Consider the following 26,839-nt stretch of genomic DNA (forward strand, 5'->3'; position numbering starts at 1 on the left):
AAAGGTATGTAATAAGCATTATACAAATAAACAAAAGAAGGAGATTTTTTATGAAAAGTAAAAAGTTTTTCAATGTGGTAGTCACCGGTTTAGCATTAGTAACCCTTTTAACAGGATGCGGTTCAAGTACATCGTCCGGAAAAGAAGCAAATACAAATGAAGGTAGTAGCGACACAGAAGTAAAAAAGGTAAAAATAGCATATGACCAAGCGTCAAAACCAATGTCTTGGTTAGATGAGAAGGGAAATCCAACTGGTTACGATGTAGAAGTTATGAAATTGGTTGATAAATTACTTCCAGAATACGAATTTGAATATATTGGGACATCAAGTGATGACTTATTAGTAGGCATTGAACAAGGTAAATATCAAGCAGGGGTTAAAAATGCTTTCTGGACACAGGAAAGGACAGAGAAGTTTATTTTTCCTAAAGAATTCCTTGGGTTAAGCAGTGCAGGACTTGTGTTAAAGAAAGAAAATGAAAAGATAAAAAATCTGAAAGACTTTGCTTCAGCTGGTTTTTCTTTAGCACCAATTGCTGCAAACAACGCGCAATATACAATTGTTGATGAATATAACCAGGCCAATAAGGACAATAAAGTAAAATTAAAAGCCGGAGATGCATTCACAGTTGATGTAGTTCAATGGGTAAACGAAGGTCGTGTAGACGGTGGAATAGCAATTGAGGGAGCTTTTAAGAAGCAAGTAGCAGAAGATGGTCCATATCATAATTTAAAAAATGATCTCGTTTACAATGAATTCGCAGTAATCAAAACTTGGCCATTGTTTAACAAAAAAGAACAAGAATTTGCAGACGCTTATGATGTAGCAATCAAAAAGTTAAAAGAAGAAAAGAAGACAAATCAGTTAAGTACAGAATTTTACGGCAGAGATTTGTTTGAGGTATTGGAAACTGTAAAAAGATAACAACACTTTAATCTAACAGAGCCTAAAAAAAGTAAATCATTGAGGCTATACTTGTCACTTTCTTATTTTAGGTTTTTGGTGAGTAACCTCAACTCAAACCTAAAAAGTAAAGAAGTGGCAAGTTTTTGTATATATACCTCTAATATTGAAGAATGATTACGTTTTAAATATTGAACCTTGTCAATAGGAAAAAGAAGATGGAGGTGAAACATGGAAAAATACTTTGATGTAAGTTACATAGTTGAGTCAGTACCAATGTTAATTCCTTTTCTAAAAGTAACATTAATGGTTGCTGGTCTCTCGGTCCTATTCGGGACAATCTTAGGTTTCATCTTAGCAGCCATGAAAATAGGAAATAGTAAAATTGCTAAGAAAATTGCCTATGGGTATACAACAATATTAAGATGTACACCATCTATTGTTCTCCTATTTCTAACTTATTATGGGATTCCAGCAATTGCAGATAATTTTGGCGTAAACCTAAACGACATTGACAAAGCGGTATTTGTTGTTATTACCTTTTCGCTTCAATTTGCAGCTGTCATGTCTGAGGTTATCAGAACATCGTATGAATCTATAGATAGAGGGCAATTTGAAGCTGCAGTATGTGTAGGATTAAGTAATACACAAGCGTACTGGAGAATTATTTTACCGCAAGCTTTTGTAGTTGCTTTACCAAACTTCGGTAACAGCTTACTTGAGTTGATGAAAGAAGGGGCCCTAGCATATACAATCGGATTGATAGATATCATGGGGAAAGCAGAGCTTATAATCGCTGGGAATTATAATACTCATGCATTAGAAATTTATCTTGCTTTAGCTGTTATTTACTGGATATTATCAATTGCTATTGAACAACTATTCTTAAAATTAGAAAAGGTATTTAGTAAAGGAAAACAAGTGATAACAACTACATAGGGGGTGACAGAGTGTCAGAAGGATTGGATTATAAATTTTTAGTGGAAACCTTTTTTGTAGCATTATCAGGGGTGCCCACGGCGTTATTCATTACAATTGTAGCTTTACTTGTTGCGCTTCCGTTAGGATTTTTGCTTGCTTTAACAAGAATAAATCAATTTCCGGTTTTAGATCGTGTAGCACAGATATATGTTTCCTTTGTAAGAGGAACTCCTGTCATAATTCAAATTTTTATTATTTATAGCAGTGTACCCTTATTGCTAGCTTCGATATTTGAAAAGTATAACATCGAAATGAATGTATACGATGTAAATCCGATTTGGTACGCATTCATTGTTTTTTCATTGAATACGACAGCTATTCTAATAGAAGTGTTTCGTTCAGCAATAAGCACAGTGAGTAAGGGACAACTAGAAGCTGCTTATTCAGTCGGATTAACAAATGTCCAAGCATTTAGAAGAATTATCATTCCACAGACATTAGTTGTAGCATTACCAAATATTTGTACAGCAACAGTCAATCTAATTAAAGCAACATCTCTAGGATATGCGTTGTCATTGCAAGAAATTACTCTAAGAGCCAAGGTAGCTGCCAATGTAGGCTACAATTACGTTGAGGCTTATATTGATATCTTTCTTGTATACCTGATTTTATGTAGTTTAGTAGAGTATTTATTTAAGCTGTATGAAAAACGTTTAAGTAGGTATAGAGCAGTAGGTATTTGAAATGAAGCAGGAGGTGGACATGATGTTAGAAATTACAAATATCCATAAATCATTCGGAGAAAATGAGATTTTAAAAGGTGTAGATTTAAAAATAGAAAAGGGTGACGTGGTAGTAATTCTGGGCCCAAGCGGTTCAGGAAAGACAACATTACTTCGATGCATTAACTTTCTTGAAAAAGCAGATCAAGGACATGCAATTTTTGGGGATATTGATGTAAATCTTAAAACAGCATCAAAAAAGGCGATTCATGGAATTAGGCAAAAGATAGCTTTTGTATTTCAAAATTATAATCTGTTTAATAATAAAACGGCATTAGAAAATGTGACAGAAGGTCTTGTTATTGGAAGGAAGATTGCGAAAGCAGAAGCAAATGAGATTGGTAAAAAAGCATTAGATAAAGTAGGTCTGTCAGAAAAATACAATGCTTACCCTATTGAACTATCAGGTGGTCAGCAACAAAGGGTTGGCATCGCGAGAGCAGTTGCTTTAAATCCTGATATTATTCTATTTGACGAACCAACTTCTGCACTTGATCCTGAACTAGTCGGTGAAGTTTTAACAGTAATGAAGCAAATAGCAAAAGAAGGAACAACCATGTTAGTAGTCACGCATGAAATGTCTTTTGCAAAGGATGTAGCAAACAGAGTAATATTTATGGATGCTGGTGTAGTAGTAGAAGAAGGATCACCTAAAGATATTTTTGTGAAACCAAAAGAAGAAAGAACAAGAAAGTTCTTAAAAAGGGTCTTACCGGAGGATTATATTTTTTACATTTAATTTTTAAATGAAATTAAGTTAATAAGAAAAGGGTGAATTTTTGAAGCTGATCCCCAGTTATAGATTAATAGCGATCACTCTATACATATAAGTAATTAAAACAAACGCATACTTGTGTTGAAATAATAAATCATTCAGTAATAACCATCGAAATTATGGGCTTTAGTGCAGCCTATATGAAGTAGACAAAAAACGAATTAACTATGAGAACCTGGTTGGGGATTTCGTGTAAATAACTAGTAATCCTACGAGATGAAATTAACTCTTCACTTGATCACTAGATTAAAAAAAATGCATAATTGAACGTATGTTTTCAATGCTTTTCTCCTTTCGTTTAGTTAATTGATGACGGTGCTCTTTAGTTTTTACAAGTGAGTTTTTGGTTTATAATAACAATTATCAAGTCTTATCAGGGGGTGAAACTTTGAATGAATATAATGTTACAGTTAAGAATGGCAGCACATTAATTCTGTCAGAAATTATTAAAGCTGAAGATGAAAGAGAAGTCCTTGGCACACTATTGATTACTAGCGAATTATTTAATCAACCTTTTACTGACATTAGGATTTTAGAACGCTAATTTGTTACTGAACTCTCCATTTGTTACAATCATAATAAATCTTAAAACAGTAGGCGATATTATGTGCGGGCGTTTCACCCTTTTCACTGACATTGAAGAAATAATTGACAGGTTTGATATTCAAGCGCCATTTAATGCCGAGTACCAATTTAGCTACAACATAGCACCTTCTCACTCTGTTTTATCCGTTATTAATGACGGATCTAGGAATCGACTTGGATATCTTCGTTGGGGACTCATACCTTACTGGGCAAAAGATGAGAAAATGGGCTACAAGATGATTAATGCCCGAGCGGAGACCATTGCTGAGAAAACAAGTTTTAAGAATTCGTATAAGAAGAAACGGTGTTTGATACTTGCCGACTCTTTTTATGAGTGGAAGAAGGCACCAGAACGTAAAATACCTATGCGAATAAAACTTAAGAGTAATGCCCCATTTGGAATGGCTGGTCTCTGGGAATCATGGAAATCACCTGAAGGTATCACGATATATTCCTGCTCAGTTATTACCACTACTCCGAATGAGCTAATGACTAGTATTCATGATCGCATGCCAGTTATACTTAAACCTGAAGATGAAAAGACTTGGCTGGATCCTTCAATTAATGATACTGCATATCTGCAGCAATACTTAAAATCATTTGATACTGAACAGATGGAAGCTTTTGAGGTATCAACTGATGTGAACTCACCTAAAAATAATTCACCTAAGTTAATACACCAAATTTGCTGAGAGGTCCTAGGACCTCTTTTTGTTTTCCTCTTTTCCTATTAAAGATGAAGTACTTTATCATCGTTCATAAGTTCCTCTTTACTCATTTGAAAAAACCTCCTTATAAAATACTTTAGGCTACACCTTGCGGAAATACACAAAATACTGTACTCTTATATTTGCTTTTCGATGCGGGTATCGATGTCACTTTCCTAGAGTGAATGGATGAAAAGCTAGGGCTGCAAAAAGACAACTTAGCAATGAACAATGCAGTGAACTTGTTAACCTGACTGATTCTTTACTCGTAGACATCGGAACATTTGATAATATCATTACGTAATTTGGATCTTCTTATCAAGAGAGACGGAGGGACTGGCCCGAAGATGTCTCGGCAGCAGACTTAATAGGAGTGCTGTGCCAAATCCAGCAGGCGAATACGCCTGAAAGATGAGGAGGGTGTTTTTTATAGTTTAAAAGACCTCTTCTTATTGTTTAATAGAAGAGGTCTTTTTTCAATTTCAAGGGTTTAGCTTTAGCTTCGTATTGGCTATTATGCTTTTGGAGTCATGTTGACAATAATATGAAAGTGATGCTGGATCTTACTAGAATTTTTTTACCGAATTAGTCAATGAAAAAGGGCTGTGACATATTTGTCATGGGAAAAATAAAAAGAGGTGTTCATCATGAGTACAAACAATAAAGGGAATCCTTGGGCTTTAGTCCCATTTGTCGTTTTTTTAATTTTATTTATAGGTTCCGGGGTTATTACAAGAGATTTTTATTCATTTCCGGTGATTGTGGCGATTGCGATTGCATCAGCGGCTGCATTGGCAATGAATCGAAAAGAGTCATTCAATCAAAAAGTTGAAATCTTTTGTAAAGGTTCCGGGGACTCCAATATTATGTTAATGGTTATCATTTTCCTTTTGGCCGGTGCTTTTTCAGAAGTGGCGAATGGAATGGGTGCGGTAGAATCAACGGTGAATCTTGCGTTATCGGTTTTTCCGCAAAATCTATTAATGGTAGGTATTTTCATTATCGCTTGTTTTATTTCTCTATCTATGGGGACAAGCATGGGAACAATCGTAGCGCTAGCGCCTATAGGTGTAGGAATTAGTGAACAAACCGATATTTCGCTTGCCCTTTCAATGGCCGCCGTTATCGGTGGTGCGATGTTTGGTGACAACCTATCTTTCATTTCAGATACGACAATCGCAGCTGTTCGAACGCAGGGAACGAAAATGAAGGATAAGTTTAAAGTGAATTTTTTCATTGTTTTACCTGCAGCCATCATTACATGTGTCATCCTTGGCTTTTTAACAATGGGTGAACAAGCAGCTATCTCTCAACATTCCTATAATTGGGTGAAGATTCTACCTTATCTTTGCGTTTTGATCACTGCATTAGCTGGAGTCAATGTGTTCCTTGTCCTCTCCATCGGTATTGTGTTTGCCGGAATTATCGGGTTAGCGGATGGTAGTTATCAACTGATGGGCGTCATTCAAAAAATGGGAGATGGAATGGCGGGAATGTATGAGATCTCTTTTCTTGCCATTTTAATTGCTGGTATGGTGTCAGTCATCAAACATAACGGCGGCATCGATTATCTTCTCCACGTCGTGACCCGTAATAGCAAATCAAGAAAAGGTGCTGAATTCAGCATTGCCGGTTTGGTCGGTTTGACAAATCTATCTACGGCAAATAACACGATTTCTATTATCATTGCAGGTCCGCTAGCCAAAAATATTGCGGAAAAGTATGGCATCGATCCTCGTAAATCAGCGAGTTTGCTTGACGTTTTTGCTTGTTGTATTCAAGGGTTAATTCCATACGGGGCACAACTGCTTGTTGCGGCGGGGGTAGCACAAATTTCACCTGTAAGTATTTTACCCTATTCTTTTTACCCGGTATTAATTGGGATTTGTGGAGTCATAGCCATTTTGATTGGTTTTCCGCGATTTTCAGGAAGTGAAGAGAAGAAACATACTTCTTGAAAAAGTGAATTAACCAGAAAAACACCCTGAATCTTTAGATCTAGGGTGTTTTTTTATATGCGTCCATTTTAATAAATATATATTTAGCTTTTATTCATGGAACTCTTTACAATTTTGATCTTAGAAGGGTTCAATTGAAAGTATCACAAAGCGTGGGAGAACAATTATTTTTATATGGAAATGATACAGAATATTATATCATTCTTATTCTCGATGGGAGTTTCCCAATTCATTCCTCAAATTCATGAATGAAATAAATTGAATGGTAGTATATAATAGATTATTGTATTGGGGATTCATTCTTGAATCTCCTTTTTTTACTATGGACTTCTATCGTTTATCTTACCGAGAGAATGGGAAATAAACAATGGTTGTCAATTGCTATCATATATAAGTTAATAATTAGAGGTGGTTTGTTTTTAATGGAGATGTTAGGAAGTTTTATTAGTGGAACAAATGATTTGTTATGGTCAAAAATACTGATTATTATGCTGATTGGATTGGGTCTTTATTTTTCCGTTCGTACGAAGTTTGTCCAATTCAGAATGGTAGGGGAAATGTTCAGGCTTTTGGGAGAAGGTGCCACAGCGGATAAAAAAGGTGTGACATCGTTTCAGGCTTTTTGCATAAGTACTGCTTCACGGGTTGGAACAGGTAACCTTGCAGGTGTTGCCATAGCCATCACAATGGGTGGTCCAGGAGCCGTTTTCTGGATGTGGTTAATAGCACTAATCGGGTCTGCCTCTGCCTTCATTGAAAGTACACTTGCACAAATTTATAAGGTCAAGGATGGCGATACATTCCGAGGTGGCCCTGCTTATTATATGGAAAAAGCATTGAATGCCCGTTGGATGGGTATCACGTTCGCTGTATTGATTTCGCTTACATTTGGGCTTGCTTTCAACTCTGTACAAGCCAACACGATCACAAGTGCGTTCAATGAATCGTTTGGGATCGATAAGTGGGTTACGGCAATCATCCTTGCTCTTGTTACGGCTGTCATCATTTTTGGAGGCATTAAAATGATTGCAAAAGTATCTGAGGTCATCGTACCGATTATGGCAGGAGCATATGTGATAGTAGCATTGATTATCATTATCATGAATATTACCGAGTTACCGGGTGTTTTTGTTTTAATCTTTGAAAGTGCTTTTGATGGATTAAGGGAAGTTGCTAGTGGAGCATTAGGCGCTGCCATGATGCAAGGAATCAAGAGAGGTCTATTTTCTAATGAAGCCGGGATGGGTAGTGCACCTAATGCAGGTGCGACAGCAGATGTCAGTCATCCGGTAAAACAAGGGCTTATTCAGTCACTTGGTGTATTTGTGGATACGCTTGTCATTTGTAGTTCGACCGCCTTCATCATTTTGTTCTCAGGCCTGTATACATCGAAGGAAACAGATGGTATAGTCCTTACCCAAAATGCACTTGGTACGGCATTAGGATCTTGGGCGGGCATTTTCCTTGCCATTATCGTACTGTTATTCGCCTTTAGTTCCATAGTCGGTAACTACTATTATGGAGAGTCGAACATTGGCTTTATTAATGAAAATAAAGTTTGGTTAAACTTATATCGTATCGCAGTCGTAGGGATGGTGATTTTCGGTTCGCTTGCTTCACTCAAGTTTGTATGGGGACTAGCTGACTTGCTGATGGGGTTAATGGCCATTATCAACTTAATCGCCATAGCCTTACTTGGAAAAATTGCATTTGCTGCACTAGCCGATTATCAAAAACAAAAGAAGAGTGGAAAAAACCCAGTTTTCCATGTAAACAATATTAAAGGTTTGAAGAATGTGGAATGTTGGGGTGATCCATCCGATAATGTGGATGAGAGTAAGAGCAATCGAAAGTTAAAAATAAATTAAGGCCCTTCAGCTTGTAGACAAAGTCCCTTTTTTTAGGGACAAGTCTATAAGCTTTTTTTTGTATAGGCGATGTTAAATCTAAATCTTGATAGGTATACATTAAGAAAGGGAACTCTTGATACATATTAAATTCCCTTTTTAATTCAACTATCGCTACCCTTTACTTGATTAAGGATTACTCTAAAATCAACGTTATATTTTTATTATCAAGGATAATTTCTTCTACCCAATTAAATATAGTTGAACCAATGTTCATTTTTGCATCCCTTATTTCTTTAATTACTTTTTCTTCATTACTTGGATGGCAATTTTTCAACATCTCATTCAGTATGGTTATTGTTTCTCCGTACCCTAAATCGATTTTAGATTTGACAGAATTTCTCCAAAAAATTGTATATTCTTCTTCAACTTCTATATCACCGAAACCACCAAACAAAATATCATTAAATGCATCGAGACTTCCATTCCACTTGTATTTTCCAGAGAGAACTACATTCGAAAACTCGTTACAGAGTCCATTAAAGTCCGAAAAATTTTCACCATCTATGACAAAAACTTTGTTAAATTTAATCACCTCTAATACATCATTTTCGTTATTTTAATTAAATCGCCTTCTTCAACTCAATACTTCTTTAGTGAAATAAGAATTAACTTGTCAAACTGAATTTTGACATAGGACGTAACATCTATATATATTTTAAGCGAACTTCAAGGTTTAGAGATAGGAAAAAAATTATTAAAAAGACTCCTTCCTGAATTTAAGAGGTTAGACTTCAATTCAGCTAGTGTTAAAGGGTTAGAGAAAAATAGTTCTTGCCACTTCTATGAGGCAATGGGAGCTAAAATAGTGGATAGCATGTTAACTAACATTGCAGATGATAACTTAAATTATTCGTTTATAGGTGGGAGGATATCAGCATATAAAAAGCATATGTTCTTTCTTATTCCACTATCGGGGCAGAAGAGTTGAATAAGGAAGTGGATACGTTGAGACAATATTGTAATAAGAAAAAGGCAAACTATCTTTAATATGGGCTGGATGGTATATAATACCGATAGTACAAAACGTTATTAAACTCATGTAAGCATACTTATACTGGCTTATGAAGTGATAATTATAGGGGGATAATATGGAACTTTCTTTATTATTAGAGTATGGCTGGGTATTAATTATTTTGATTTTTTTAGAAGGTTTATTATCTGCAGATAATGCTTTAGTTTTAGCTATTATGTCAAAACATTTACCAGAAGAACTGCAAAAAAAAGCGATTAATATTGGGTTGCTATTAGCTTTTATATTTAGGATTGGTGCAATCTTTATTATTTCGTACCTTTTCCACGTTTGGCAAGTGCAAGCAATTGGGGCTGCTTATTTAATTTTCATCGCTTTAAAACATTTACTAAAAAAGGACCACGGAGAAAAAGAGAAAAAAGGGAAAAGCTATCGTATGACTATTGTGCAAATTGCATTAGCTGATATCGCCTTCGCTGTTGATTCTATTTTAGCAGCGGTAGCTCTTGTCATTGCCCTACCAGATACTTCAATGGGTGAAATTGGGGGGATGGATGGCGCTCAATTTATAGTTATTTTATTAGGAGCAATTGCTGGTTTAATTGTTATTCGGTTTGCAGCAGGTTACTTCGTTAAGATATTGACAGAACGCCCTAGTCTTGAAACTGCAGCAATGTTACTCGTTGGTTGGGTTGGGGTTAAGTTATTAATGCATACTCTTGCGCATCCGGCCTTGCACATTATTCCTCACGAGTTTGTTGAAGGACCTATTTGGAATACAATCTTTTGGTCAGTAATGCTGCTTATTGCATTAGGTGGATGGTTTTTATCTAAAGGAAAAACAGAAAAACAGTGAAGTAAAATAAATATATTTGTCCGTAAAAAAATAACGATTTTTAAATTGTCAAACGATCATTCCGTTTACTAATTTTGAGTTATTTGATAATTAAACGAAAAGTTTTGTTCAAATAAGGGGTGCTTTATTTTAAAAAGGGAGGTTGCTGCGGCAACCTTTTTTTCTTACATACTAAAGGGGGAGGTGAGTGGTGGAAGGAAAAGTTCTTCTAGAAGTTGCATATCTTCTTTCTAAGCTCTAAAGAAGAAATTGATGATGAAGAATAACAGAAATTCTTATTAAGCAAACAGGGCTATTGGTGAAGGAGGACTTATAAAAAAGCCGATTCCTTAGTGTTTTAGGGAATTACTTTTCATTTGGGAATATCAAAGACACCATTGATCAAAATGGAAGATAGAATGAAATATGAGAGAAATCATAATAGAACTATACTTTTGAGGAACAATAAATTGAAAAGATATAAAAAGGATACAAAGCGAGGAGTTTTATGAAAAAGTTAGCAATGTTTTTCCTATGTCTTCTTATCTTAATTTTCCCATCACAAGTTATTGCTCAACGAAAAGTACCTATTTTAATTTATCATTCGATTGAAGAGTTTAATGGACACGGTTCTATGGAGTTATATGTAACCCCAAAGAATTTCGAAAAACAAATGATTTATTTACGAGACCACGGCTACACATTATTAACTTTTGATCGGTGGCAAGACATTAATAAAGTAAACAAACCCATTTTCATTACCTTTGATGACGGATACAAAAACAACCTGAATGCATTTGCTATCTTTCAAAAATTGGAAAACGAACGTTTTAAACCATCTGGTACCATGTTTGTTATCTCTGACTTTATTGGTCGCTCAAACCGATTATCGAAATCGGATTTAAAAACGATGGCTGATTCGGGTATGATCTCAATTCAGTCTCATACTGCTACACATCCTGACTTGACGAAAATAAAAAATTATGAATATGAACTGAAAGGGTCCAAAGATAAAATTCAAAAAATAACGGGCAAACCAGTTTATGCTCTTGCGTATCCATACGGGAATTTCAATGACAAAGTCGTAGCAGAAACGAAGAAATACTATTTGTTTGGGCTTACGACAACTCCTGAACCATTTTCTGAGAAGGGCATTAAAGACGAACTCTATCTTTTACCACGAATCTATATCAAATATTCAACTAGCCTTGACGACTTTGCAAAGATTGTTGACAGAGAATGAAGGCGGTTCCTATTCAAAGTAATCGCTTTTTCAATTGGACCTAAGGGAAAAGTAATAGTGCTTATAAGCTATTGGGTCAGAAACAAGGAAAATTTCAAATAAAAAAGGAGGATGAAATTAACCTCATTCTTCAACTTCAATTGGGCGCCTTTTTGAAAAAATAACATTAAACGGAGTTCATAAAAATGGATAGGAATGATGGATATGGATACTGAAATACCTCATTTTTCATGTTCCCAATCAGATAAGATTGAACCCTCTGGTTGTTAAATCAGCGATAAATCATCCTTTTCATAGTTTTTTTTATCTTTATTGAATATTGGATTATTTTTTACGCAAAATACCCTTGTCATTACTTCATGCTGTCAATCTATATGAGATGACAAATGTAACCAAGTTTCCCTGTTTTAATAAAATGGTCAAGATAAAAATAATTCGAAATAAGGAGTGAATTCTATGGATAGCAAGGAATCAAAAAAGGATTCTTTAGATATAGCTGGAAGAATTTATGACGTCAGTGATTATAAACGAAAGGATACATTGTCCTCTGGGCTTGCTAAAACCCACGAGCAAGTATCGGATACTTATACGGAAGGTGAAATGCAATCTGTAGTTGATGATGTAGACGGAAAGAATATAGAGATAAAAGGGGAAGAGGCTGAAGAAGAAAGCCAATAAAATAATTAAGGAGAAATTACCAGGGCATTGCATGAGCTTTCAAGAGTGAACTTTGCAGCTACTTGTTTTTCTCTTAGGCTAATACTATCCAGGTATTGGGTACCGACTCAATTGCCTGGATAGTGAAGAATATCTCCTTTTTATCCCCTAGTCTGTTGACCTAATGAAAAAGGCTAGGGATTGCTTCTTAATTAACCTTTTCAATCTCCATTTTTTGAAGTAATTCTTCTTTCGTTCTAGGGACAGGGTCTTCTTCTGTGAATATCTTTGATTGAATAAGTGATTGAAACATTTCAAATATCCATGGTTTTTCTAAATGTGCTTGATACAAAAGGTCTTCATGATGAAAAATAGTGACAGGATCTCCTTGATATATGACCTTTCCATCGTTCATGACAATGATTTCGTCAGCCCATTGATAGGCTAAGTTAACATCATGGGTTGATAAAATGATTGTTTTATCAGGGAGATGGATGTTATCCAAAAGAGCCATAATCTGTTTGGAAAAATAAGAATCCAATCCCGCCGTAGGCTCATCTAGGATCCAGACTTCGGGTTCCATGGCTAACACACCAGCAATGGCAACACGCTTTTTTTGTCCTAAGCTCAAAAAATGGGTGGGCTTATCTTTCAATTCTGTTACTTCTGTTTGGGCCATCGCCCATTCAACTTTCTCCCGCACGACATCTCTTTCCCAACCTAAGTTCATCGGTCCAAACGATATATCCTGTTGAACATTAGCGGAAAAAAGTTGTGAATCCGGGTCTTGAAAAACGATTCCGACCTGTTTTCGTAATAGTAATAATGTTTTTCTGTCATATTTTAATTTCTTTCCCTTAAATTTGATGGATCCTGTTGTTGGCTTTAAAAGACCGTTTAAATGTTGGAATAAAGTTGACTTACCGGCACCGTTATTGCCTAATAAAGCAATTTTTTTACCTTGTTGAATAGTAAGAGAAAGATCTTTTAATGCGAACGTCCCATCTGCGAATTGATGGGTGAGGCCATCTATATTAAAAATATGTTCTTCCATTATCGAACTGCCCCCAATTTATATATATCTATAAATAAAGAATAAGCTTAATAGAGTTACAATGGTAATCAGCCAATTACGAGAGGAATAAGTGTAAGAGTCATCGATAAATGAAATATTCTCTTGATACCCTCTTGCGTTCATTGCCATCGTTAATTGTTCAGAGCGCTGAAACACTCCTAAAAACAGGGAAGATATAAGTAACCCGAGAGATCGAATTCCCTTCCTCACTGAACTATACCCAAGCCGTGATGACTGTGATTGATGAATGGCCATAGCTGTATCTAAAAAAATAAAGATGAAGCGATAAGTTAATTCGATTAAATCAATCAGCAATGAAGGCAGTTTCAGCTTACGCAATACATTTAGTATAACTGTGATGGGAGTAGTTAAGGTTAGGAAATATAAACAGCTGATACTGCTTAATACGACAACGATTAGACCAATTACTGTTTTGATACTGTCTTCGCTGATAAATATTTGCCAGCTGCCGAAATTCCAGGACCACCATACATTTGGTATCGAAGTAAATTTACTTGCGAATGAAAAAAGGATGGTAATTGTACCTGATAGTACAAAAAATCCAGGTAATAAGAGTAATTTTAGATAATAAGAGATTGGGATTTTTGCCCCGAAAATGATAAAAGCACTCATCACTGTAAAGGTGATGAGTGAGACGGTCGTATCCCTCACTGCTAAAGAAAACAACAAAAGGGAGAGGGCAAAAATCATTTTCTCTAAAGGATGTACATGCTTTAGCCGGTTGAAATAGGCGTATTTATCTATGAGTAACATGTTTTTCCTGTTCGTCCTTTTCTTGAACGGCCTGTTTATTTTTTTGTCGCATAACGCCGATGAAGTATCCTATGAATCCGGCGCCAATCGCGGCTTGGAGAGCAAACAATAAGCTTTCGGTTTCTGCACCTGGCGGCTCCCAGATACTGTTGAACCAAGGCTTATATTCCGGTTGGATTTTAGTGATGGCTTCTTCCGCCACTCCATCAGCTCCACCAAATTCTGTTCCTTGTTGGGTGATTAACGGAATTATAGCAAGTATGACGACTAGAAAAAGCAACAATAAACTTTTTTTCATGCTAACGAGCCTCCTTAGATAACACTCGCAGTAATTTCAATTCGCCTAGATTGTATTTCTTCAAGAAATTCATGACAACGACTGTCAATAAACCTTCACTGATTGCTAAAGGTATTTGGGTAAGGGCGAAGATTCCTGAAAATTTAGTGAATGAGGCCATAAATCCCCCTACCTCCGATGGGAAAGCTAAAGCAAGTTGTACAGAAGTTATCACATAGGTGCCCAAATCTCCGAAAGTTGCTGCTAAGAAAACAGCAAGAGAAAAGGACCAACCTAATTTAGTAGTGCCTTTGAATACAAAATAAGCAATGAACGGCCCGCAAACAGCCATGGAAAAAGCATTGGCTCCTAGCGTAGTTAGTCCTCCATGAGCTAGTAATACAGCTTGAAATAACAGAACAATAGAACCGACGACACTCATGGCCAGTGGCCCAAACAAGATTGAACCTAAACCGACGCCGGTAGGGTGTGAAGAGCTTCCTGTAACGGAAGGGATTTTTAGAGCTGATAAAATAAAAACGAATGCGCCGGACAGACCCAGCATCATTTTTGTTTCTGGGTTTTCCTTCACTTTAGACCTAATGGAACGGTAACCCAAGATTAAAAATGGAAGTGTCACAGCCCACCAGAATATCGCCCATTCGATCGGTAAGAAGCCCTCCATAATATGCATGGCCATTGCCTTCTTTGGTATGAAGAGTAGTAAAATGACAAAATAAAGTATTTTCCAATTGGCTTTATTCATTTTTTCTCCTTTCAACGCTTTTATTTTTAATGATTAAAGCTGAGAAGAGAAGTGGCGGGCAACATAAAAAGCACTTCTCTCAAAAAGAAAGAAGTGCGTAATGAACAGTAAGTTTGCAGCATAATACAAATATTAGCTTATCTGCCTGATCCGCACACCCATCCTCGTAGGTTGAAACAGTTTCACGCTTCATGGCAGGTCTCCTGGCTCTGGATCATCATCCTCATACATCCTTCCCATCTCGATTGACAGTGGATTAAACTTTACGTATTAGGACTTCCCTTTACAGTGGCGGGACCGCGCCGGATTTACACCGACTTCCCTATTAAGCTAAATTCCGAGGAATCTAGCACCATAAAACTTATGTAATTTTTTGAAAATTCTCGTTTATTGTACCATAAAGCAATGATTCCATCTACACTCTATTCATATTTTTTTTTGAGAAGGATAAAATCGCTGAGAGGAAAGGCATGAAGCTGGATTTTCACCATTAAACTTTTCAAAACAGTCGGAATAAACTATTGAATTTTAAAAAAGTTGTTATATGATAGATAAAGTTAACTAGAAATATATTATTATAAAACCAAATATTTCAATTTAAAAGTGCTCTTGTATGAACACGCAAGGGATAATAGGGAAATCGGTGAGAATCCGATGCAGCCCCCGCTACTGTAACGCTGATGAAATTGTCGATAACCACTGGCCTAGAGCTGGGAAGGGACAAAAGTAAATTGAAGCGTAAGCCAGGAAACCTGCTTTTAAAATTGTGTGATACTTTTCGGAGGGAAAGGTAGAAGGACTATGGAGATTTTGAGAGTTTCACTTTGCTTGCTGGAGGCTCCCTTTTCATATAGTTTTTTTAACCTTAACTCTAACAGTTAAGGTTTTTTATTTTGCCTTTTCTCAGATTTAGGAGGAAGAAGATGACAACTTGGAACTTAAAAGGCACAAATTCACATCTTTTGATTTGTAACGGCAGCAGTTGCATGAAAAAAGGTGGCGAAGAAATAACGCAAGCAATTCGTGATGAAATTACTTCACAAGGTCTGAATCAAAAAATCCATACTACTAGAACTCGTTGTAACGGCAGGTGTAAGGATGCCTGCATTGTGATTGCTTATCCACAAGGGACATGGTATCGAGTGGACTCACCTGATTTTGGACGAGAGATTGTCCGTAATCTCGATGATGAGAAGTTTATTCCACAGATGATTTACCAATTTACTAATGGAGAAATGACTCCTAATCCAGATTTTCCAGCTCTAACAGGAATTTCAAAAGACAAGTCGTAAAAGGAGATGTCTAAATGAGTACAAACGGTAAATTATTTGTCGTTGGCTTTGGACCAGGGAATTTTGAACATATTACCAAACGTGCTGTAGAAGCCCTACAAGAAAGTGACTTCATCATTGGTTACAAAACATATGTGGAACTCATACAGGGCCTTCTTACAGATCAAACGATTATAAGTACAGGTATGACTGAAGAAGTATCACGTGCACAAGAAGCAGTGAAACAGGCGGAGTTGGGAAAGAAAGTGGCTGTAATTTCGAGTGGTGATGCAGGGGTATACGGAATGGCAGGGCTGGTTTATGAAGTATTGATTGAAAAAGGCTGGAAAGAAGAAACGGGAGTAGCCATTGAAATCATTCCTGGTATTTCTGCCATCAATTCATGTGCGTCTTTACTTGGTGCACCTGTCATGCATGATTCCTGTACCATCAGCCTCAGTGACCACTTAACGCCTTGGGATCTGATTGCCAAAAGAGTGGAGGCTGCAGCAATGGCTGACTTTGTCATTGCACTTTATAATCCTCGAAGCGGTAGACGGACTAGGCAAATTGTTGAAACACAGAACATTTTACTGCGTTACCGCTCGCCCGAAACACCTGTCGGATTGGTAAAAAGTGCGTATCGCGATCGTCAGGATATTGTGATAACCAATTTGAAAGACATGTTAAATCACGATATAGGGATGCTAACAACCGTCATTATTGGAAATTCATCTACCTTTTTATATGATGACAAAATCATCACGCCACGTGGATATCAAAGAAAGTATACATTGAATTCGGAAAAGCAACCATTGAAGCCGCATCAACGCTTGCAAAAAGAAGCAGAACCTTGGGCATTAGATCAAGAAACGGGCTCTATGCAGGAAGCGTACACCGAGTCGACTGGCGGAGTTGGATTGCTTACAAAAGCACCAGAAAAAAAGAGCACATCTTTTGAAGTGGCAATGGAAGCCCTCACAAGAGTCAAGGGTCAAACAGTTCAGCAATCAATTACGCCGATTGTTCAGCAAAAAATTGAGTCGGTATTCGAGCTTGCCGTTAGCCCAGGTGTGGCGAACAAGCAATTTACTCCGAAACAAATGATGACACTTGCAGAAGTTGTTGGAGAAAAGGGAACGATGGAATATACACCAAATCATAAAATCGTTTTAAAGATTCCTACAACAGATCCAGAAGTTATTACTGGCAAATTGCAATCAGCAAACTTTTTATTATCGCCAATTGGGGATGTATTGACTTTAAAAGCCTGTGATTTCTGTGATGGTGAAAAAGTGGAATCCATTCCTTACGCGGATGAAATACAGAGGGTGCTTGGTGGGATTGATATGCCTAAGGAACTGAACATTGGTTTTAATGGGTGTGGAATGGCTTGTTATAGTGCAGTGATGGATGATATCGGGATCGTTTTCCGAAAAGGGAAATTTGATTTATTCCTTGGAGCTAAACCTGTTGGCAGAACGGCTCATCCTGGTCAACCAGTTGCAGAAGGAATTGAACCGGATCAACTAGTTGAATTAATTACAAACATTGTCAACGAATATAAACAAAATGCTCATCCTAATGAACGACTATTTAAATATTTCAAACGGGCGAAAAAGATACAGGGCTATTTATATCAAGACATTGCTCCCAAAATAAAAATAGAGCCTGCGCCTTGTGAAGACTAATCAAGAGGGGGATAACAAATGAAAGCAGTATTATTCGTAGGACATGGAAGCAGACTAGCTTCTGGAAACGAGGAAGTTAATCGTTTTATTATAAATATGATTCCGACAATGGACGACTCTTTATTAATTGAAACATGCTTCTTGGAATTTGCCACGCCAAATATATCCCAAGGCATTGACAATTGCATAAAAAGAGGGGCCACTGAAGTTATCGTCATTCCGATTATTTTGTTGCATGCAGGACATTCAAAATTACATATTCCAGCTGAAATAGAGGATGGAAGGAATAAGTATCCAGCGGTTACATTCACATATGGACAAACGATTGGGGTTCACCATGAAGTATTAACGATTCTGACAGATCGCCTTGAGGAAGTTGGATTCGATACATCTTTGGAACATCCGGAGACAGCAATATTGCTGATAGGTCGAGGTGGAAGTGATGCTGATGCAAATAGCGATATTTATAAAATTTCACGATTATTGTGGGAAAAATTAAATGTGAAGTGGGTCGAAAATGCCTTCATGGGTGTTACGGATCCGTTTGTTGATGAAGGCATTGAACGCTGTATTCGGTTAGGTGCCAAAAAAATAGTGATGCTTCCATATTTCCTCTTCACAGGTGTGTTAATGGAGAGAATGGAGAATATGCTAACAGGCTATCAAGACCAATATCCAGAGCATGAATTTGTTTTGGCGAAATACTTTGGTTATCATACAACATTACAAACCATACTGAAAGAACGTGTAATCGAAGCTAGCGAAGGAAGATCAAGTGGTACCCGTGATCTAGAAAACTATCGTAAACATGTGGAGGAACATGGCCATGCCCACCATCACCATCATCATCATGATCACGACCATGGGCATGACCACCATGACCACGATCACGGTCATGAAACAGACCATGGCCATGCCCACCATGACCATGATGAGCAAGTGGTGGGGACTACAAAATGATTTTGTTCTTAGCGGGTACAAGCGATGCAAGGGAATTAGCGATTGAAATCCAACGGGTGGGATTCCAAGTTTTGGCAACGGTAGTGACCGAGTCGGCAGCAAAAAGTTTGCAAGATGCGAAGGTAACAACCCAAATTGGACGATTAACTGCAACAGATATGGCATCTTTAATCATCGAAGAAGGATTTCATGCGGTAGTTGATGCAAGTCACCCATTTGCAGAAGAAGCATCGAAAAACGCTCTTCAGGCAGCAAAGGAAGCAAATGTTCCTTATATTCGTTATGAACGTGAAAGTCAACGATTCCAGAATGAGAAATTGATTATGGTTCGTGATTATGCTGAAGCCGCCAAGCTTGCTGCTACAAAGCGGGGAGTTATTATGCTAACGACTGGAAGTAAAACCTTAGCGATTTTTGCTAAAGAGTTAGTAGGTCTGGAGAATACAAGAGTGATAGCGAGAATGCTTCCGCGCATTGATAATATGGAAAAATGTGCTCAGTTAGGCATAGAGCAAAAAAATATAGTCGCGGTTCAAGGTCCATTTTCAAAAGAATTGAACAAAGCGCTATACAATCAATATGGTGTCACGTTAATGATTACAAAAGAAAGTGGCAAGGTTGGATCTGTTGATGAGAAATTGGAAGCAGCATTGGAATGTGGAATTGAGACGATTATGATTTCTCGTCCCGATGTTGATTATAAAAATGTTCATTCCAGTTTTAATCTGGTCATTGCCGATTTGAAAAAACAACTAAACGAAAAATAGGAGGAATGTACGATGGATTTTAAAACAGATTTTAAACCCCTAACGGTTGATCCAGATAAAATATATGATTATAGTTTTTCAATTATTGCTGAAGAAATGGGTAATCATGATTTTTCAGAAGATGAGTGGAAGATAGTTCGCCGTGTAATTCATGCATCAGCAGACTTTGAATTAGGAAGAAGTGTCATTATCCATCCAAATGCCATTCAAGCTGGTGTAGAAGCAATCCGCAAAGGAAGACATGTTATTGCCGATGTTCAAATGATAGAAAGTGGAACGGGGAAAAAACGTTTTCAAAAACATGGCGGGGACGTTCATTGCTATATTTCAGACCCAGATGTAATGGTTGAAGCAAAACGACTGAAAACGACAAGAGCCATCATTTCGATGCAAAAAGCCGTAAAGGAAAATGAAGGCGGGATATATGCCATTGGTAACGCACCAACAGCATTGTTAGAACTCATTCGTCTTATTAAAGAAGGGATTGCTAAACCCGACTTAATTATTGGTATGCCTGTTGGATTTGTTTCTGCCGCGGAATCAAAAGAAGAACTAGCAAAAATTACCGAAGTGCCATTCATTACAAATGTTGGCCGAAAAGGCGGAAGTACTGTCACGGTTGCGGCATTGAATGCGATTTCCCTTTTAGCTGATTAGGTTAAATCATGGAAAAGAAAGTCAAGAAAGATCCCTCCCAAATGCGGCATGGGTATACGACCGGAGCCTGTTCAACAGCAGTAACTAAAGCGGCATTGATCGCATTGATCACTGGTGATGCACTTGAGGAGGCAACGATTTCTTTGCCTATAGGTAGAGATGCTACTTTTACAATTGAGAAATATGATATAACGGAAAATTCAGTTAGTGCAGAAACAATTAAAGATGCTGGCGATGATCCAGATGCCACTCATCTGGCACATATAATTTCTACTGTCAGCTGGGTAGATACACCTGGCATCATCTTGGATGGAGGGATTGGTGTTGGTCGCGTGACCAAAGCTGGTCTTCCTGTTCCTGTCGGAGAAGCGGCAATTAATCCTGTGCCGCGCAAAATGATTTTAACAACCGTGCAACAAACATTAGAAGAATTTAAGGTTAATAGAGGTGTGAAAGTCGTTATATCCGTACCAGCAGGTGAAGAAATCGCGAAGAAAACATTAAACGGCCGGTTAGGGATTGTCGGTGGCATTTCCATTTTGGGAACAAGGGGCACCGTCGTTCCTTTTTCCAGTTCCGCATATATGGCAAGTATTGTCCAGGCGATTAGTGTTGCTAAAGCTGGTGGCTGTGATCATCTTGTCTTAACGACAGGTGGTCGAAGCGAAAAGTATGCTATGGGTCTTCTTCAGGGGTTACCTGAAGAAGCCTTTATTGAAATGGGTGACTTTGTAGGCTTCTCGCTAAAGCAATGCAAAAGACAGGGAATTAAAAAGGTATCTCTTGTTGGTATGATGGGAAAATTTTCGAAAGTTGCACAAGGTGTGATGATGGTGCATTCAAAAAGTGCACCAGTCGACTTCGACTTTTTATCTGAAATTGCCCAAAGTGTCGGAGCAGATGATAACCTTGTTTTTGAAATTAAGAACGCAAACACCGCATCGCAAGTCGGTGATATGATGGCCGAGATTGATAACAAAGAATTCTTCAATAAACTTTGTGAAGCCTGCTGTCACTCAGGATTAAAGCAAGTGAAGGGCGGCATTGAAATGGAAACGGCGATTTATTCGTTGAAAGGACAATTACTAGGAAGGGCTGTTGGAATTGACTCAATCGATTAAATTAATCGGGATAGGAGATAACGGTCAAGAAAGCTTACTGCCTCAATATGCACAATGGATTGAAGAAAGTGAAGTGCTTATCGGCGGTGAGAGGGTCTTGTCCTTCTTCCCGAATTATCAAGGAAAGAAGATTGTCATAAAGGGCGGCATGAAAGCAGTTGTAGAACGACTACAGGAAGAGACTCGTCCGACGGTCGTTTTAGCTTCTGGTGATCCGCTATTTTACGGAATTGGCGGCTATCTTTCCAGCAAGATGAATATAGAAGTATACCCATATTTTAGTTCAGTTCAACTCGCTTTTGCCAAAATGGGTGAAAGCTGGCAAGATGCTTTCCTTGTTAGTGTTCATGGTCGAAGTATGAAAGGGTTGGCCCAACGGATCGATGGGAAAGCAAAAGTTGCATTGCTTACTGACGTTGAAAATAGTCCTAATCAACTTGCTAAATATCTTCTATCATTTGGTATGACAGAATATCGGGCATTTGTGGCGGAGAATCTTCAAGGAGAAAATGAACATTCAGGCTGGTATGAACTTGAAGAAATGATAGAGCGGAAATTCTCTCCGTTAAATGTCGTCATTTTGAAAAAGATATCTGAAGGACCGAGCTGGTCTTTAGGCATTGAAGATGAAGAATTTTCGCAGCGGAAGCCAGATAAAGGTCTCATTACCAAAAAGGAAATTCGAGTATTAAGCCTTCATGCGTTAAACCTTAAGAAAAGCAGCATCGTCTGGGATGTTGGGACGTGTACGGGCTCAATGGGGATTGAAGCTGCGAAGCTCTCACCTGAAGGTCAAGTTTTTGCGATTGAAAAAAATGAGCCGGATTTAGAAAATTGTTTACAAAACCAACGTAAGTTTCGTACCGATTTAACGGCGATTCATGGAAAAGCACCGCAAGGCTTAGAAACGTTTCCTGATCCGGATGCCGTTTTTATCGGTGGGACAGGCGGAGAGATGGTAGACCTCATCAATACTTGCTGCAATCGGTTGAAAAAAGGCGGAAGGATTGTCCTTAATGCCGCTACGATAGAAAATCTTTACCGTGCGAACGAGGCATTTGCAGAAGCAGGTTTTCAAACCTCCATCATGCACGCTCAAATTTCACGAAGCAAACCTATTTTAGGAATGAACAGATTTGTACCGCTGAATCCGGTTTATATCATTACTGCACAACGAAAGGAAGACATGAATGAGTAATCTTGGTACATTATATGGTCTTGGCGTCGGTCCTGGAGATCCGGAGCTTATTACAGTAAAAGCGTTTCGAGTCATTCAGGAATCGCCAGTTATTGCGTATCCGAAAAAAAGAAAAGGTAGCAAAAGCTACGCCCATCGTATCGTAGAAGTATACATTCGGCCTGAGGAGAAGGAAATGCTCGGACTTGTTTTTCCGATGACGAAGGATCAAACGATTTTGGATCGGGAATGGAACGAAACAGTTGAGAAGGTTTGGCAAAAGTTATATGAAGGTAAAGATGTTGCTTTCGTTACAGAAGGAGATCCGCTTTTATATAGTACGTTCATACATATGATGAAATTGATGCAGGAGTTGCATCCTGAAGTTGAGATTAAGACGGTACCAGGCATTTCTTCGTTTAACGGGTCAGCTTCAAGATTGGGCATTGCTTTGGCAGATGGCGATGATCATGTCGCGATTATTCCTGCAAGAGATGATTATGAAGCGATGAAGAAGGCGATTGAAGATCATGATGCTGTAGTGTTCATTAAAGTCGCAAAAGTAATCGATTTAATGATAACTGTATTAAAAGATTTAGATTTGCTTGAAAAGGCTTCAGTTGTAACCAAAGTCACTTCCGATGAAGAAGTAATCTGGAACTTAAGTGAATTGGAAGGACTTGAACTAGAATACTTAACTTTGATGGTGGTGAGAAAGTGAAAATTTATATTGTAGGTGCTGGTCCAGGAGATCCGGATTTGATTACGGTAAAAGGATTGAATATTCTCCAAACAGCAGACGTTATTTTATATACGGATTCATTAGTAAATGAAGAATTGATTGCAAAGGCAAAACCTGATGCCGAGGTGCTGAAAACGGCTGGAATGCATTTGGAAGAAATTGTTGATGTTATGGTTGATCGTGTTAAAGCAGGAAAAATGGTAGCACGTATTCACACAGGAGATCCTGCTATGTACGGTGCAATCATGGAACAAATTGTTCTATTGAAGAAAGAGGATATTGGCTATGAGGTGATTCCTGGTGTTAGTTCAGTATTTGCTTCAGCAGCAGCAATTGGCGCCGAGCTGACGATTCCCGATTTAACTCAGACACTTATTTTAACGAGAGCTGAAGGACGGACACCGGTTCCAGAATTCGAAAAATTACGAGATTTAGCGAGTCATCATTGTACGATTGCCCTTTTCTTAAGCGCAACCTTAACAAAAAAAATCGTCAAAGAACTCCAAACAGCGGGGTGGAAAGATGATACGCCTGTTGCAGTCATTCAACGGGCAACATGGCCGGACCAAAAAATTGTTCGTACTACCTTAGTGAATTTAGATGACGATATGCGTAAAAATGGAATCCGCAAGCATGCAATGATTTTGGCTGGATGGGCGTTAGACCCTAATATCCATGATAAAGATGAATACCGTTCCAAACTATATGATGCGAGCTTTACCCACGGTTTCCGAAAAGGTGTCAAGCCATGATCATTGAATTAAAAGAAGAGGAACTTGCCCCCATAAAACGGTCACATACTTATGCAATCGTAGCAATTACAAAGCATGGTGTAGAATTAGCAAGAAAATTACACACTGTTTTTTCAAATTCTGATCTATATTACATGAGCAAGTTTGAAAAAGGGGATGAAGAGCACAGACAAATCCAGCTTTTTTCGGGAAGCGTCCGTATGCTGTTACCCGCTTTATTCAAGGAATATAAAGGAATCATTTTAATTATTTCACTCGGTGCCGTCGTCCGGATGATTGCTCCAATTTTGAAGGATAAAAAAACGGACCCAGGAGTTGTTGTCATTGATGACAAAGGGGAGAATGTTATCAGTGTTTTGTCAGGACACCTTGGAGGAGCAAATGAACTTACCAAGGAAGTTGCAGCAGCGCTTGATGCAAATGCAATTATTACAACTGCATCAGATGTACAAAAAACAATTCCTGTCGATTTATTTGGCCAGCGCTTTGGCTGGGTTTGGGATTCTGCGGAAAAATTAACGCCAGTCAGTGCGTCCGTTGTAAATGAAGAGCATGTTGCAATCGTTCAGGAGTCGGGTGAACGGAACTGGTGGACGTATGAAACAGTATTACCTGAACAAATAATCGTTTATCCGTCAATTGATGACGCTCTTAAAGCAAAGCCTCAAGCAGCATTAGTCGTTACTCATCGGGAGCTTAGGCAGACTGAAAATAAGATTCTGGACAATGGTATTGTTTTTCGTCCAAAAGTCATTGTTCTTGGAATCGGTTGTAATCGAGGAACATCAGCCGTTGAAATTGAGCAGGTAATTGTGGAAACATTAGCGGAATTATCATTTTCAATAAAAAGTGTTAAAGCAATATGTACAATTTCAATAAAGAAAGATGAAATTGGTTTGCTTGAAGTCGTTCAAAAACACGGTTGGGAATTTGTGTATTTTGAACCGGAAGAACTTAATCAGGCTAAAATTGAAGCTCCGTCAGACACAGTATATAAATACACAGGTGCTTATGGGGTGAGTGAGCCAGCTGTTAGAATTTTTACAGGAGCGGAACAACTGGAGCTGGTTAAGAAAAAATCGGGAAATGTCACCATTTCAGTAGGGATTATTCCTTTATAAGGAAGGGGGGGATATTTATGAGCGATAGAAGATTAGTTATTGCTGGCACCGGAAGCGGTGTCGGAAAAACGACATTGACCATCGGAATTATGGCAGCCCTCCAGAAGAAAGGGTATACCGTTCAGGGTTTTAAATGTGGTCCTGACTATATTGATCCAACCTATCATACAGCCGTTACAGGGCGAACTTCACGAAATCTTGACAGCTGGATGTTTGAGCACGATATCGTCCGAGAAATACTTAACAAAGCGAGCATTGGAGCGGATATCTCGATTATCGAAGGAGTCATGGGCTTTTTCGATGGGAAAAATCCTTTATCGAATACGGGGTCAACAGCTGAAATCAGCATGATTACTGAAAGTCCTGTCTTGTTAATTGTCAACTGTGCGAGTATGGCGCGTAGCGCAGCTGCGATTGTTAAAGGGTTTCAAGCTTTTTCTACGGGTCCGAACATTATTGGAGTAATTGCCAATCAAGTGGGAAGTGAGGGGCATTACAAAATTGTCAAAGCAGCCATCGAGCAGGAATGCGATGTTCCAGTGATGGGGTATATGAAGCGAGAGTTAGATATTGATATTCCTAGCCGTCATTTAGGCTTAATTCCTGCCATTGAACGAGGTGAACTTGAACCATTTTTCGATAAACTCGCTCATTTAGTCATGGAAACGATTGATATCGAACAGCTGTATCTCTTGGCTAAGACCAGCACCATTTCCAGTGGGAATTCAGGAATCTTTCAGTCTAGTAGCAAGAAAGACGTGTGCATCGCCGTTGCAAAAGATGCGGCCTTTAATTTTTATTATCAGGAAAACCTTGAGTTGCTTGAAGCAAAAGGAGCGAACATCAAGTATTTTTCTCCATTAAAAGGGGATGAAGTTCCGTTGGATGCGGATGGCTTATACCTTGGAGGCGGTTTTCCAGAAGAATTTGCAGATGAACTTTCTCGCAATGAAATTGCTATAAAATCCATCAGAAACGCCATTGAAAAGGGTTTGCCAACTCTAGCAGAATGTGGTGGATTCATGTTTTTGAGCAAATCTATTGAAACAACTTCTGGAGAAAAGTATCCGATGGCAGGATTGATTCCAGGTAGGATCAAAATGCAGAAAAAGCTTGCGGCACTGGGATATCGTGAAATAACTGGAACCGAAAGCAATTTTTTAATAAAAGATTGTGAGCAGGCAAAAGGTCATGAATTCCACTATTCCACATTTGAGTCAGATGATGTGCTTCCGCATGCCTACGAGGCGAAAGGAAGATTTGGTTCAAAGAAAGAAGGGTGCATAATAGGTAATCTGGTTGCTGGTTATACCCATTTTCATTTTGCTTCCAATCCTAAACTTGTTGAGAATTGGATAGGTGCATGCTTAAAACAAAAAAAACTGATGGGACACGAAACATATCAACAATGAAAAGGTGTTTTTTTGATAAATAAGAGGA

At 38.1% G+C, this 26,839-nt stretch carries 27 protein-coding genes and 3 riboswitches; of the genes, 22 read left to right on the forward strand and 5 right to left on the reverse strand.

Going from position 1 to position 26,839, the window contains the following annotated elements:
* Positions 1-50: 50 nt before the first annotated feature.
* From AKG34_RS09350 to AKG34_RS09380, 8 genes are all read left to right on the forward strand, one after another.
* A complete protein-coding gene (locus AKG34_RS09350; protein ID WP_053345829.1) occupies positions 51-926 on the forward strand; it encodes a transporter substrate-binding domain-containing protein in 876 nt (291 codons plus the stop codon).
* A gap of 210 nt (positions 927-1,136) precedes the next feature.
* The gene (locus tag AKG34_RS09355; protein WP_053345830.1) at positions 1,137-1,844 is read left to right on the forward strand and encodes an amino acid ABC transporter permease; all 708 of its coding nucleotides are present in this window, start codon (positions 1,137-1,139) and stop codon (positions 1,842-1,844) included.
* Positions 1,845-1,855: 11 nt separating this feature from the next.
* Positions 1,856-2,569, forward strand: coding sequence for an amino acid ABC transporter permease (locus AKG34_RS09360; protein WP_236694902.1), 714 nt, complete (start codon positions 1,856-1,858; stop codon positions 2,567-2,569).
* 22 nt (positions 2,570-2,591) lie between these two features.
* Positions 2,592-3,347 carry an amino acid ABC transporter ATP-binding protein gene (locus AKG34_RS09365; protein WP_053345831.1) on the forward strand — a complete coding sequence of 252 codons (756 nt, stop codon included), beginning with the start codon at positions 2,592-2,594 and terminating at the stop codon, positions 3,345-3,347.
* Between the two features lie 424 nt (positions 3,348-3,771).
* The gene (locus tag AKG34_RS27925) at positions 3,772-3,927 is read left to right on the forward strand and encodes a hypothetical protein (RefSeq protein WP_157443964.1); all 156 of its coding nucleotides are present in this window, start codon (positions 3,772-3,774) and stop codon (positions 3,925-3,927) included.
* 61 nt (positions 3,928-3,988) lie between these two features.
* Complete coding sequence (locus AKG34_RS09370) at positions 3,989-4,660, forward strand: SOS response-associated peptidase (protein ID WP_053345832.1); 672 nt, start codon at positions 3,989-3,991, stop codon at positions 4,658-4,660.
* Between the two features lie 327 nt (positions 4,661-4,987).
* A riboswitch (SAM riboswitch) is annotated at positions 4,988-5,093 on the forward strand.
* 229 nt (positions 5,094-5,322) lie between these two features.
* Positions 5,323-6,633 carry a Na+/H+ antiporter NhaC family protein gene (locus AKG34_RS09375; protein ID WP_053345833.1) on the forward strand — a complete coding sequence of 437 codons (1,311 nt, stop codon included), beginning with the start codon at positions 5,323-5,325 and terminating at the stop codon, positions 6,631-6,633.
* 422 nt (positions 6,634-7,055) lie between these two features.
* Positions 7,056-8,501, forward strand: coding sequence for an alanine/glycine:cation symporter family protein (locus tag AKG34_RS09380; protein WP_053345834.1), 1,446 nt, complete (start codon positions 7,056-7,058; stop codon positions 8,499-8,501).
* Positions 8,502-8,676: 175 nt separating this feature from the next.
* Here AKG34_RS09380 and AKG34_RS09385 read toward each other — a convergent pair whose 3' ends face one another.
* Positions 8,677-9,075 carry a barstar family protein gene (locus AKG34_RS09385; RefSeq protein ID WP_053345835.1) on the reverse strand — a complete coding sequence of 133 codons (399 nt, stop codon included), beginning with the start codon at positions 9,073-9,075 and terminating at the stop codon, positions 8,677-8,679.
* A gap of 556 nt (positions 9,076-9,631) precedes the next feature.
* Here AKG34_RS09385 and AKG34_RS09390 point away from each other — a divergent pair.
* The 3 genes from AKG34_RS09390 to AKG34_RS09400 all read left to right on the forward strand — a co-directional run bounded on the left by AKG34_RS09390 (position 9,632) and on the right by AKG34_RS09400 (position 12,269).
* The gene (locus AKG34_RS09390) at positions 9,632-10,369 is read left to right on the forward strand and encodes a TerC family protein (RefSeq protein WP_053345836.1); all 738 of its coding nucleotides are present in this window, start codon (positions 9,632-9,634) and stop codon (positions 10,367-10,369) included.
* Positions 10,370-10,856: 487 nt separating this feature from the next.
* Positions 10,857-11,591, forward strand: a complete 735-nt coding sequence (locus tag AKG34_RS09395) for a polysaccharide deacetylase family protein (protein ID WP_053345837.1) — start codon at positions 10,857-10,859, stop codon at positions 11,589-11,591.
* Positions 11,592-12,047: 456 nt separating this feature from the next.
* Entirely contained in the window at positions 12,048-12,269 is a 222-nt protein-coding gene (locus AKG34_RS09400) for a YozQ family protein (protein ID WP_053345838.1), read from the forward strand.
* A gap of 187 nt (positions 12,270-12,456) precedes the next feature.
* On the opposite strand, the gene AKG34_RS09405 is transcribed toward AKG34_RS09400, so the two are convergent.
* Genes AKG34_RS09405 through AKG34_RS09420 form a run of 4 tightly spaced genes read right to left on the reverse strand, consistent with a single transcriptional unit; the run spans position 12,457 to position 15,140 of the window.
* The gene (locus AKG34_RS09405; RefSeq protein WP_053345839.1) at positions 12,457-13,302 is read right to left on the reverse strand and encodes an energy-coupling factor ABC transporter ATP-binding protein; all 846 of its coding nucleotides are present in this window, start codon (positions 13,300-13,302) and stop codon (positions 12,457-12,459) included.
* Between the two features lie 18 nt (positions 13,303-13,320).
* Positions 13,321-14,097, reverse strand: a complete 777-nt coding sequence (cbiQ, locus tag AKG34_RS09410) for a cobalt ECF transporter T component CbiQ (RefSeq protein ID WP_053345840.1) — start codon at positions 14,095-14,097, stop codon at positions 13,321-13,323.
* Positions 14,081-14,395: an energy-coupling factor ABC transporter substrate-binding protein gene (locus AKG34_RS09415; RefSeq protein WP_053345841.1), complete on the reverse strand. Its 315-nt coding sequence runs from the start codon at positions 14,393-14,395 to the stop codon at positions 14,081-14,083. The genes cbiQ and AKG34_RS09415 overlap by 17 nt, the downstream gene beginning before the upstream one ends.
* A gap of 1 nt (position 14,396) precedes the next feature.
* Complete coding sequence (locus tag AKG34_RS09420; protein ID WP_053345842.1) at positions 14,397-15,140, reverse strand: energy-coupling factor ABC transporter permease; 744 nt, start codon at positions 15,138-15,140, stop codon at positions 14,397-14,399.
* A gap of 176 nt (positions 15,141-15,316) precedes the next feature.
* Positions 15,317-15,512, reverse strand: a riboswitch (cobalamin riboswitch).
* A gap of 212 nt (positions 15,513-15,724) precedes the next feature.
* Positions 15,725-15,914: riboswitch (cobalamin riboswitch) on the forward strand.
* A 149-nt stretch (positions 15,915-16,063) separates the two neighbouring features.
* On the opposite strand from AKG34_RS09420, the gene AKG34_RS09425 reads away from it, so the two are divergent.
* The 11 genes from AKG34_RS09425 to AKG34_RS09475 are packed head-to-tail and all read left to right on the forward strand — an operon-like array spanning position 16,064 to position 26,811.
* Entirely contained in the window at positions 16,064-16,432 is a 369-nt protein-coding gene (locus AKG34_RS09425) for a (2Fe-2S) ferredoxin domain-containing protein (protein ID WP_053345843.1), read from the forward strand.
* Positions 16,433-16,446: 14 nt separating this feature from the next.
* Complete coding sequence (gene cobJ / locus AKG34_RS09430) at positions 16,447-18,102, forward strand: precorrin-3B C(17)-methyltransferase (RefSeq protein ID WP_053345844.1); 1,656 nt, start codon at positions 16,447-16,449, stop codon at positions 18,100-18,102.
* Positions 18,103-18,120: 18 nt separating this feature from the next.
* On the forward strand, positions 18,121-19,062 hold the full coding sequence (locus AKG34_RS09435) for a sirohydrochlorin chelatase (RefSeq protein ID WP_053345845.1): 942 nt from the start codon (positions 18,121-18,123) through the stop codon (positions 19,060-19,062).
* Positions 19,059-19,829, forward strand: a complete 771-nt coding sequence (gene cobK, locus AKG34_RS09440; RefSeq protein ID WP_053345846.1) for a precorrin-6A reductase — start codon at positions 19,059-19,061, stop codon at positions 19,827-19,829. The genes AKG34_RS09435 and cobK overlap by 4 nt, the downstream gene beginning before the upstream one ends.
* Before the next feature lie 12 nt (positions 19,830-19,841).
* Positions 19,842-20,486 carry a precorrin-8X methylmutase gene (locus tag AKG34_RS09445; protein ID WP_053345847.1) on the forward strand — a complete coding sequence of 215 codons (645 nt, stop codon included), beginning with the start codon at positions 19,842-19,844 and terminating at the stop codon, positions 20,484-20,486.
* An 8-nt stretch (positions 20,487-20,494) separates the two neighbouring features.
* Positions 20,495-21,607: a cobalt-precorrin-5B (C(1))-methyltransferase gene (locus AKG34_RS09450; RefSeq protein ID WP_053345848.1), complete on the forward strand. Its 1,113-nt coding sequence runs from the start codon at positions 20,495-20,497 to the stop codon at positions 21,605-21,607.
* Positions 21,591-22,805 carry a bifunctional cobalt-precorrin-7 (C(5))-methyltransferase/cobalt-precorrin-6B (C(15))-methyltransferase gene (locus AKG34_RS09455; protein WP_053348055.1) on the forward strand — a complete coding sequence of 405 codons (1,215 nt, stop codon included), beginning with the start codon at positions 21,591-21,593 and terminating at the stop codon, positions 22,803-22,805. The genes AKG34_RS09450 and AKG34_RS09455 overlap by 17 nt, the downstream gene beginning before the upstream one ends.
* Positions 22,798-23,505: a precorrin-2 C(20)-methyltransferase gene (cobI, locus tag AKG34_RS09460; protein WP_053345849.1), complete on the forward strand. Its 708-nt coding sequence runs from the start codon at positions 22,798-22,800 to the stop codon at positions 23,503-23,505. Before AKG34_RS09455 ends, cobI begins: the two co-directional genes overlap by 8 nt.
* The gene (cobM, locus tag AKG34_RS09465) at positions 23,502-24,278 is read left to right on the forward strand and encodes a precorrin-4 C(11)-methyltransferase (protein ID WP_098174651.1); all 777 of its coding nucleotides are present in this window, start codon (positions 23,502-23,504) and stop codon (positions 24,276-24,278) included. The genes cobI and cobM overlap by 4 nt, the downstream gene beginning before the upstream one ends.
* Positions 24,275-25,399, forward strand: a complete 1,125-nt coding sequence (locus tag AKG34_RS09470; RefSeq protein ID WP_053345851.1) for a cobalt-precorrin 5A hydrolase — start codon at positions 24,275-24,277, stop codon at positions 25,397-25,399. Before cobM ends, AKG34_RS09470 begins: the two co-directional genes overlap by 4 nt.
* A gap of 17 nt (positions 25,400-25,416) precedes the next feature.
* Positions 25,417-26,811, forward strand: a complete 1,395-nt coding sequence (locus tag AKG34_RS09475) for a cobyrinic acid a,c-diamide synthase CobB (RefSeq protein WP_053345852.1) — start codon at positions 25,417-25,419, stop codon at positions 26,809-26,811.
* The last annotated feature ends 28 nt before the right edge of the window (positions 26,812-26,839 follow it).

This window comes from Peribacillus butanolivorans, assembly GCF_001273755.1.
In the GTDB taxonomy this organism is placed as follows: domain Bacteria; phylum Bacillota; class Bacilli; order Bacillales; family DSM-1321; genus Peribacillus; species Peribacillus butanolivorans.

Excerpts from the sequence above, each read along its gene's own strand:
- AKG34_RS09350 (WP_053345829.1), top strand. The coding sequence starts at position 51 with ATGAAAAGTAAAAAGTTTTTCAATGTGGTAGTCACCGGTTTAGCATTA.
- AKG34_RS09355 (WP_053345830.1), top strand. The coding sequence starts at position 1,137 with ATGGAAAAATACTTTGATGTAAGTTACATAGTTGAGTCAGTACCAATG.
- AKG34_RS09365 (WP_053345831.1), top strand. The coding sequence starts at position 2,592 with ATGTTAGAAATTACAAATATCCATAAATCATTCGGAGAAAATGAGATT.
- AKG34_RS09370 (WP_053345832.1), top strand. The coding sequence starts at position 3,989 with ATGTGCGGGCGTTTCACCCTTTTCACTGACATTGAAGAAATAATTGAC.
- AKG34_RS09375 (WP_053345833.1), top strand. The coding sequence starts at position 5,323 with ATGAGTACAAACAATAAAGGGAATCCTTGGGCTTTAGTCCCATTTGTC.
- AKG34_RS09380 (WP_053345834.1), top strand. The coding sequence starts at position 7,056 with ATGGAGATGTTAGGAAGTTTTATTAGTGGAACAAATGATTTGTTATGG.
- AKG34_RS09390 (WP_053345836.1), top strand. The coding sequence starts at position 9,632 with ATGGAACTTTCTTTATTATTAGAGTATGGCTGGGTATTAATTATTTTG.
- AKG34_RS09395 (WP_053345837.1), top strand. The coding sequence starts at position 10,857 with ATGAAAAAGTTAGCAATGTTTTTCCTATGTCTTCTTATCTTAATTTTC.
- AKG34_RS09400 (WP_053345838.1), top strand. The coding sequence starts at position 12,048 with ATGGATAGCAAGGAATCAAAAAAGGATTCTTTAGATATAGCTGGAAGA.
- AKG34_RS09405 (WP_053345839.1), bottom strand. The coding sequence starts at position 13,302 with ATGGAAGAACATATTTTTAATATAGATGGCCTCACCCATCAATTCGCA.
- cbiQ (WP_053345840.1), bottom strand. The coding sequence starts at position 14,097 with ATGTTACTCATAGATAAATACGCCTATTTCAACCGGCTAAAGCATGTA.
- AKG34_RS09415 (WP_053345841.1), bottom strand. The coding sequence starts at position 14,395 with ATGAAAAAAAGTTTATTGTTGCTTTTTCTAGTCGTCATACTTGCTATA.
- AKG34_RS09420 (WP_053345842.1), bottom strand. The coding sequence starts at position 15,140 with ATGAATAAAGCCAATTGGAAAATACTTTATTTTGTCATTTTACTACTC.
- AKG34_RS09425 (WP_053345843.1), top strand. The coding sequence starts at position 16,064 with ATGACAACTTGGAACTTAAAAGGCACAAATTCACATCTTTTGATTTGT.
- cobJ (WP_053345844.1), top strand. The coding sequence starts at position 16,447 with ATGAGTACAAACGGTAAATTATTTGTCGTTGGCTTTGGACCAGGGAAT.
- AKG34_RS09435 (WP_053345845.1), top strand. The coding sequence starts at position 18,121 with ATGAAAGCAGTATTATTCGTAGGACATGGAAGCAGACTAGCTTCTGGA.
- cobK (WP_053345846.1), top strand. The coding sequence starts at position 19,059 with ATGATTTTGTTCTTAGCGGGTACAAGCGATGCAAGGGAATTAGCGATT.
- AKG34_RS09445 (WP_053345847.1), top strand. The coding sequence starts at position 19,842 with ATGGATTTTAAAACAGATTTTAAACCCCTAACGGTTGATCCAGATAAA.
- AKG34_RS09450 (WP_053345848.1), top strand. The coding sequence starts at position 20,495 with ATGGAAAAGAAAGTCAAGAAAGATCCCTCCCAAATGCGGCATGGGTAT.
- cobI (WP_053345849.1), top strand. The coding sequence starts at position 22,798 with ATGAGTAATCTTGGTACATTATATGGTCTTGGCGTCGGTCCTGGAGAT.
- AKG34_RS09470 (WP_053345851.1), top strand. The coding sequence starts at position 24,275 with ATGATCATTGAATTAAAAGAAGAGGAACTTGCCCCCATAAAACGGTCA.
- AKG34_RS09475 (WP_053345852.1), top strand. The coding sequence starts at position 25,417 with ATGAGCGATAGAAGATTAGTTATTGCTGGCACCGGAAGCGGTGTCGGA.